The 6787-nt window shown below is 62.7% G+C and carries 9 protein-coding genes; 4 read left to right on the forward strand and 5 right to left on the reverse strand.

Annotated elements, in window-relative coordinates:
• Window positions 1–165: 165 nt before the first annotated feature.
• Window positions 166–501 (reverse strand): DUF3579 domain-containing protein, encoded by a 336-nt coding sequence (locus tag PHW99_RS14700; RefSeq protein ID WP_300179077.1) that lies wholly within the window; start codon window positions 499–501, stop codon window positions 166–168.
• A gap of 238 nt (window positions 502–739) precedes the next feature.
• Here PHW99_RS14700 and PHW99_RS14705 point away from each other — a divergent pair, with 238 nt between their 5' ends.
• Genes PHW99_RS14705 through PHW99_RS14720 form a run of 4 tightly spaced genes read left to right on the forward strand, consistent with a single transcriptional unit; the run spans window position 740 to window position 3462 of the window.
• Complete coding sequence (locus PHW99_RS14705) at window positions 740–1957, forward strand: aspartate aminotransferase family protein (protein WP_300179080.1); 1218 nt, start codon at window positions 740–742, stop codon at window positions 1955–1957.
• A gap of 37 nt (window positions 1958–1994) precedes the next feature.
• Window positions 1995–2912 (forward strand): ornithine carbamoyltransferase, encoded by a 918-nt coding sequence (gene argF / locus PHW99_RS14710; protein ID WP_300179084.1) that lies wholly within the window; start codon window positions 1995–1997, stop codon window positions 2910–2912.
• Window positions 2899–3243 carry a YkgJ family cysteine cluster protein gene (locus PHW99_RS14715; protein ID WP_300179089.1) on the forward strand — a complete coding sequence of 115 codons (345 nt, stop codon included), beginning with the start codon at window positions 2899–2901 and terminating at the stop codon, window positions 3241–3243. The genes argF and PHW99_RS14715 overlap by 14 nt, the downstream gene beginning before the upstream one ends.
• A 27-nt stretch (window positions 3244–3270) precedes the next feature.
• Window positions 3271–3462: a hypothetical protein gene (locus PHW99_RS14720; protein ID WP_300179092.1), complete on the forward strand. Its 192-nt coding sequence runs from the start codon at window positions 3271–3273 to the stop codon at window positions 3460–3462.
• Between the two features lie 5 nt (window positions 3463–3467).
• Here PHW99_RS14720 and PHW99_RS14725 read toward each other — a convergent pair whose 3' ends face one another.
• The 4 genes from PHW99_RS14725 to PHW99_RS14740 all read right to left on the reverse strand — a co-directional run.
• Complete coding sequence (locus PHW99_RS14725) at window positions 3468–3704, reverse strand: hypothetical protein (protein WP_300179095.1); 237 nt, start codon at window positions 3702–3704, stop codon at window positions 3468–3470.
• 1 nt (window position 3705) lies between these two features.
• Window positions 3706–5595, reverse strand: a complete 1890-nt coding sequence (locus tag PHW99_RS14730; RefSeq protein ID WP_300179098.1) for a ferrous iron transporter B — start codon at window positions 5593–5595, stop codon at window positions 3706–3708.
• A gap of 9 nt (window positions 5596–5604) precedes the next feature.
• Window positions 5605–5883 (reverse strand): FeoA family protein, encoded by a 279-nt coding sequence (locus tag PHW99_RS14735; protein ID WP_300179101.1) that lies wholly within the window; start codon window positions 5881–5883, stop codon window positions 5605–5607.
• A gap of 68 nt (window positions 5884–5951) precedes the next feature.
• Window positions 5952–6787: FAD-dependent monooxygenase (locus tag PHW99_RS14740; protein ID WP_300179105.1), on the reverse strand; the 836-nt coding region annotated here is incomplete at its 5' end.

Consider the following 6787-nt stretch of genomic DNA (forward strand, 5'->3'; position numbering starts at 1 on the left):
CGGTCCTGCTTGAATAGCTTGCTCCATTAAAAATAGCAGCAAACTCCGCGCATTCAAGAAATGGTTTTTTGCCACACCACTGTGGATTCTCAGCGGCGCGACACTGTTTGACCATCCCCCGTTCGGGGGATAGGGACGGAAAAATGCGCTGTGCAGACGGTCAGGTCAGGCGTGCGGCTTTTTGGCCGGGGCGCTGTGTGCGGCGGGCGGTGCGCCATGAAAGGTCTGCAACTCGTTGTCTTTGGCGAAGTTCATGCAGAAGTCCCAGGCCATCACATCATGGTCACGCAGGGCTTCATCCACAATCACACAGCGCGTGCCGTTGACACTGCTGGGCACACACCAGGGCGAATAACTCATGTGGCTGCCCAAACGGGCGCCGCCAGGGCGAAACTGGCTCATCACCCCTGCCAGCCGTTCGGCCCAGTCACTTGGCCGAAAAGTGCGGCCCTGCTGGGTCAGTCCCAGGATATAGACTTTTTTTGAAGTGTGTGAAACCATCTTGTAGAGGTCCGTCGTGGTCGTTGCCGAGTTGGTGCAACGTACTGCATTCTATCTGGTTCTAATCTTATGTCTTATAGAAGACTTACAAACCAAGCCTTGCTTGCGCTGGGTCAGGGGGTGATCCATTCCTGTGGATGATGCCACGATAAGCGCGGATGATCGGTCTAAAATCACATTTCAACGGCCCAACCTGCGTTGGGCCGCTCTGTTTTTTACTGCCGGAGACGATCCCACCATGTCTGCTACCCGCCCCTTTGTTGAAGCCCAGTCGCCCCACGTGATGAACACCTACGGGCGTCTGCCGATCGCCCTGTCACACGGACAAGGCTGCCGCGTGTGGGATGTCAATGGCAAGTGTTACCTGGACGCGCTCGGCGGCATTGCCGTCAACACCCTGGGGCACAACCACCCCAGGCTGGTGCCTGCCTTGCAGGACCAGATCAGCAAGATCATCCATAGCTGCAACTACTACCATGTGCCCAACCAGGAGGTGCTGGCCAAAAAACTGGTGGAACTCTCGGGCATGAGCAATGTGTTCTTTTGCTCCACCGGGCTGGAGGCCAACGAGGCGGCGCTCAAATTGGCGCGCAAGTTCGGCCATGACAAAGGCATTGAGCGCCCGGAAATCGTGGTCTATGAAAAGGCTTTCCATGGCCGCTCGATTGCCACCCTGAGCGCCACCGGCAACCCCAAGGTGCAGGCCGGCTTTGGCCCGCTGGTGGAAGGTTTCATCCGCGTACCGCTGAACAACATCGAGGCGCTCAAGGCCGCCACGGCCAACAACCCCAATGTGGTGGCGGTGTTTTTTGAAGCCATCCAGGGTGAAGGCGGCATCAACCCGATGCACCTGGACTACCTGCGCGAGGTGCGCGCCCTGTGTGACGAGCGCGACTGGCTGATGATGGTGGACGAAGTGCAATGCGGCATGGGCCGCACCGGCAAGTGGTTTGCCCACCAGTGGGCCGGCATCGTGCCCGACGTGATGCCGCTGGCCAAGGGCCTGGGTTCGGGCGTGCCGGTCGGTGCCGTGGTGGCCGGCCCCAAGGCGGCCAACATCTTCCAGCCGGGCAACCACGGCACCACCTTTGGCGGCAATCCGCTGGCCATGCGCGCTGGCGTCGAAACCATCCGCATCATGGAAGAAGACGGCCTGCTGGCCAATGCCGAAAAAGTTGGCCGCCACTTGTCTGACGCCTTGAAACAGGCCTTGGCTGCCGAGCTGGCAACGGGTGCGGTCAAGGAAATCCGTGGCCAGGGCCTGATGATCGGGGTCGATCTGTCCAAGCCCTGTGGCGCGCTGGTGCAGCAATGTGCCGACCACGGCCTGCTGATCAGCGTCACCGCCGACACCGTGATCCGCCTGGTGCCCCCGCTGATCATCACCGAAGCGGAAGCTGACGAAGTGGTCCGCCTGCTGGCCCCGCTGGTCAAGCAGCTGCTGCAAGCGGCCTGACCTGTCCTGACAACCACGCGCCTACTGAACCCGAGTCATGAAACACTACCTGCAATTCACCGACCTCACCGCCAGCCAATACGCCTATCTGTTTGATCGCGCCTCCCTGATCAAGAAGAAGTTCAAGGCCTATGAAAAGCACCAGCCGCTGACGGACCGCACCCTGGCGATGATTTTCGAAAAGGCTTCGACCCGCACCCGCGTGAGTTTTGAGGCTGGCATGTACCAGCTTGGCGGCAGCGTGGTGCACCTGACCACTGGCGACAGCCAGCTGGGCCGCGCCGAGCCGATCGAGGACAGCGCCCGCGTCATCAGCCGCATGGTGGACCTGGTGATGATCCGCACTTTTGAGCAGACCAAGATCGAACGTTTTGCCGCCCATTCGCGCGTGCCGGTGATCAACGGTCTGACCAACGAATTTCACCCCTGCCAGATCATGGCCGACATCTTCACCTTCATCGAGCATCGCGGCTCGATCAAGGGCAAGACCGTGGCCTGGGTGGGTGACGGCAACAACATGGCCAACACCTGGCTGCAGGCGGCCAAACTGCTCGACTTCAAAGTCAATGTGAGCACCCCAAGCGGTTATGAAGTCAATGAAAAAATAGCCGTCAGCCCGGGTGGAATAAGCACGGAGCACTATCAAAGTTATAGCGACCCAATGGCCGCTTGTGAAGGTGCCGATCTGGTCACCACCGATGTCTGGACCAGCATGGGCTACGAGGCCGAAAACGAGGTGCGCCGGCAAGCTTTCGCCGCCTGGCGCGTCAGCGCCGAGATGATGAAGGTGGCCAAGCGTGACGCCCTGTTCATGCATTGCCTGCCGGCCCACCGGGGTGAAGAGGTGGATGCTGATGTGATTGACGGTCCGCAAAGTGTGGTGTGGGACGAGGCCGAAAACCGCATGCACGTGCAAAAGGCGCTGATGGAGTATTTGCTGCTTGGACGGCTCTGACACTCCCGCGTCGGCCCAGCGCCGGGCCGAATCAGCCTGCCTGAGCTGTGGTGTGTGTTGCGCCAGTTTCCGGGTTGATTTCTCGGTGCAGGAATGCGACGATCATGGCGGACGTGTCCCCAGCGGGCTGACCGACCGGCTCAATGACAGCCTGTGCCGCCTGCGTGGCACCGACCACCAGCGCCCTCGCTGCGCGGCCTTGACCGGTACCTTGGGACAGCGGGTGGCCTGCGGCATTTATGAGTGGCGGCCATCGCCCTGCCGGGAGTTTGCCGAAGGCAGTGATGCCTGCCAGCGTGCCCGCCAGCGGCATGGACTGCCCGCCCTGTGAGTTGAAAAACGCCGCCAAGGAGCTTGTATGAGTGACGACCAAGAACCGAAACTGTGGGTGACCGCGCTCAAACTGGTCATCGGGGCGATTGTGCTGATCGCCCTGGTGGGGCTGGCGCTGTATTACACGGCGGAATTCAATACTTACTCGCCCGATGTCCCCCAGTCCGACCAGTCCTGGGGCATCACCAAGGACTCCCCCATCCGCAGCAACCGCTGAGGGGCCTACACCTTGCGGTGAAACGTGATGGGCTGCCCTTGATCCTGGCCCGCCCGTGAGCCAGGTCCACTCACTGGGCTGGCACACTTGCCGCAGTCACGGCAGGAACCACAGGCGGGTGCCCGCCCCAGCCGGCGATGAATCCGGCCCAGGCGATCTCTGGCCGGGCCGGGCAACACATACCAGAGGCAGTAAAGCGCTGCCAGCCCCACCAGCAGCCCCACGATCCAGGTTTGTGCCATGTCAGGCTCCGATCCAGGACAGGGCCAGCCGGTAGGTGACCCAACTTGCCAGGTAGGCCAACGTGAACAGGTACCCCATCAACAACAGGGGATAACGCCAGGAATTGGTTTCCCGCCGCACCGCCACCAGCGTCGAAATACATTGCGGCGCAAAGATGAACCACACCAGCAAGGACAGCGCCGTGGCCAGCGACCAGCTCTGGCCGATCAACGGGGCCAACTGGGCCGCCACATCTTCCCCGCTGGCGGACAGGGCATACACCGTGCCGAGTGCGCCCACCGCGACTTCACGCGCGGCCATGCCCGGCACCAGGGCAATGGCGATCTGCCAGTTGAACCCGATCGGCGCCACCAGCACTTCCAGCCAGCGCCCAAGCTGGCCGGCAAAACTGTAGCCAATCGCCACCCCGGTGGCGCCTTCGGGCGGTGTCGGGTAAGACGCCAGAAACCACAGCAGCACCGTCAGCGCCAGAATGATGCCGCCCACGCGCTTGACAAAAATGGCCGCGCGTTCATACAGCCCGTGCGCCAGGCTGCGTACATTGGGCCAGCGGTACGAAGGCAGCTCCATCACCAGCGGGGTTGGCCGGGCGTTGGAGCGCCAGAGCAAGGCCATCCCGGCCACCGCCATTGCCGACACAATGCCGCCCACGTACAGGCCAAACATCACCAGCCCCTGCAGGTTGAACAGCCCCAACACCGTGCGTTCAGGAATAAAGGCCCCAATCAGCAGGGCATACACCGGCAGCCGGGCCGAACAGGTCATCAACGGTGCAATCATGATCGTCACCAGCCGGTCGCGCCAATGGGTGATGCTGCGCGTGGCCATGATGCCGGGCACAGCACAGGCAAAGCTGGACAACAAGGGGATGAAAGAGCGCCCTGACAAGCCCACGGTGCCCATCACCCGGTCCAGCAAAAACGCCGCCCGCGGCAGATAGCCGGAGTCCTCCAGCACCAGAATGAAGAAAAACAGGATCAGGATCTGTGGCAGGAACACCAACACCCCCCCGGCGCCCGCCAGCACCCCATCCACCAGCAGGCTATTGAGGGGACCGGGCGGCAACTGCGACCGCACAAAGTCCGAGGCCAGCTCCATGCCCGCCTTGATACCCTCCATCGGCCAGGTTGCCCAGCTGAACACGGCCTGAAACATCAAGAACAGCGTCAGCGCCAGCAGCAGCATGCCCCACAGCGGATGCAGCACCACCGCGTCCATCGCGTCGTCGGTGTGCAGGCTATCCGTCGGCTCGCGCACGGCCTGTTTCACCAGACGCCGGACTTCCTGCTGGCTGGCCATGACCTCCGCCACGCTGCTGGCATGCCAATGCCCGGTGGGGCCGCTGCCGGGTTGCCGTTCGGCCAGCTCTACCCGGTCAAGGTAGTCCAGCAGCTCATGGGCCCCATCGTGGCGGATGCCCACGGTTTCCAGGACCGGCATGGCCAACTCGCGGGCCAGCAGCGCCCGGTCCACCACAATGCCACTGTGCCGGGCCGCGTCACTCATGTTCAGCGCCAGCACCAGCGGCAGATTCAGCGCACGCGCCTCCAGCACCAGCCGCAGATTCAGCCGCAGATTGGTGGCGTCCACCACGCACACCACCAGATCCGGCAAGGGTTCGTTGGGCCGGTGTCCGGTGACGATGTCACACGTCACCTGTTCGTCGGCACTCATGGCATTGAGGCTGTAGGCACCGGGCAGGTCCAGCACCACCACGGACCGGCCGCCCGCCGTGCGCAAATGCCCCTCTTTACGTTCCACCGTCACCCCGGCGTAATTGGCCACCTTTTGCCGGCTGCCGGTGAGCAGATTGAACAGCGCGGTCTTGCCGCAATTGGGGTTGCCCAGCAACGCCACACGCAAGGGTTTCGGGTCTGAATGGTCAACCATGGGGAACCCTCAGAGCGGCCGGACCTGAATCAGCGCGGCCTCATGGCGGCGCAAGGCAAAGGTGGTGTGCCCCACGCGCACGGCCAGCGGGTCGTGGCCGGGATGACCATGGGCAATCACCCGCACCTGCTCACCCGGCAAAAAGCCGATTTCAAGCAGGCGCAGGGCTACGCTACGCTCTTCGTCATCCTGGGGCACATTCATGCCCACCACCTCGGCCCGAACCTGGCGGGCCAATTGATCAAGTCTGATGGGAGCGTCAGCACCGGGCGGTTGGGTTGTGATCATGGCATGGTTCGCAAATGAGAATAGTTCTCATTGTAGACGATTTAGCCCGATATTCCCAACCCCGTTGGTCAGGCCTGCGGCGTCCATGGCAGCGGCCCGCCACCATAGAGCCAAGGCTGATCCAGCAAGCGAGTTCCCAGCAAACGCATGGACAGATTACGGCCCCAGCGTATCGGACCGATGGCATGAAAAATCTTGCCGTTCCTGATCGCCCGGGCCTGCACCTGGGCGTTGCGCTGCCAACGCAACTCGGCATAGCGGCGCAGCAAGGCCGGCACATCCACCGCCGGCCCTGTTGAACGGCCGAACAGTCCACCCTCTGACAGCACCTTGGCCAGGGTAGCGGCATCTTCAATGGCCATGGCAGCCCCCTGCGCCAGATACGGCACCATCGGGTGAGCGGCATCCCCCAGAAATGCCACCCGGCCTTGGGCCTGTTCCCGGGCACTGCGCATGGGCGGGCGAATGCTCAACGGCCATAAGCGCCAATGGTCGATGGCACGGATCACGTCCTGCAGCGGGGTACAGGCTGTCGCCATGGCGCGCTGCAGGTCCTGCGCGTTGGCGCTGTGGTCCCAGTGCGACATGTCACCCTGCACCTGGCCATGAACAATGGCCACCACATTGAGCCACTCACCACCACGCACCGGGTACTGCACCACGTGCATGCGCGGCCCCAGCCAGGCCGTCACCTGCTGGCTGCGCAAAGCAGCGGGCAGCTCACTTTGCGTCACCATGGCACGGTAGGCCAGGTGGCCGGTGGGCTGCGGGGTGCCGTCATGGAGCAACTGCTGGCGCAAAGTGCTCCAGCCGCCGTCAGCCGCCACCAGCAGATCGCCCTGCACCCGATTCACGTCACTGAGCGCCAGACGCACGCCGCTATCGCTGGAGGTCACGCCCGTCA

The sequence above is a fragment of the Rhodoferax sp. genome, from assembly GCF_028689305.1.
Classification (GTDB): domain Bacteria; phylum Pseudomonadota; class Gammaproteobacteria; order Burkholderiales; family Burkholderiaceae_C; genus Rhodoferax.

Coding starts and splice junctions, on each gene's coding strand:
- PHW99_RS14705 (WP_300179080.1), top strand. CDS start 740: ATGTCTGCTACCCGCCCCTTTGTTGAAGCCCAGTCGCCCCACGTGATG.
- PHW99_RS14720 (WP_300179092.1), top strand. CDS start 3,271: ATGAGTGACGACCAAGAACCGAAACTGTGGGTGACCGCGCTCAAACTG.
- PHW99_RS14730 (WP_300179098.1), bottom strand. CDS start 5,595: ATGGTTGACCATTCAGACCCGAAACCCTTGCGTGTGGCGTTGCTGGGC.
- PHW99_RS14725 (WP_300179095.1), bottom strand. CDS start 3,704: ATGGCACAAACCTGGATCGTGGGGCTGCTGGTGGGGCTGGCAGCGCTT.
- PHW99_RS14735 (WP_300179101.1), bottom strand. CDS start 5,883: ATGATCACAACCCAACCGCCCGGTGCTGACGCTCCCATCAGACTTGAT.
- argF (WP_300179084.1), top strand. CDS start 1,995: ATGAAACACTACCTGCAATTCACCGACCTCACCGCCAGCCAATACGCC.
- PHW99_RS14700 (WP_300179077.1), bottom strand. CDS start 501: ATGGTTTCACACACTTCAAAAAAAGTCTATATCCTGGGACTGACCCAG.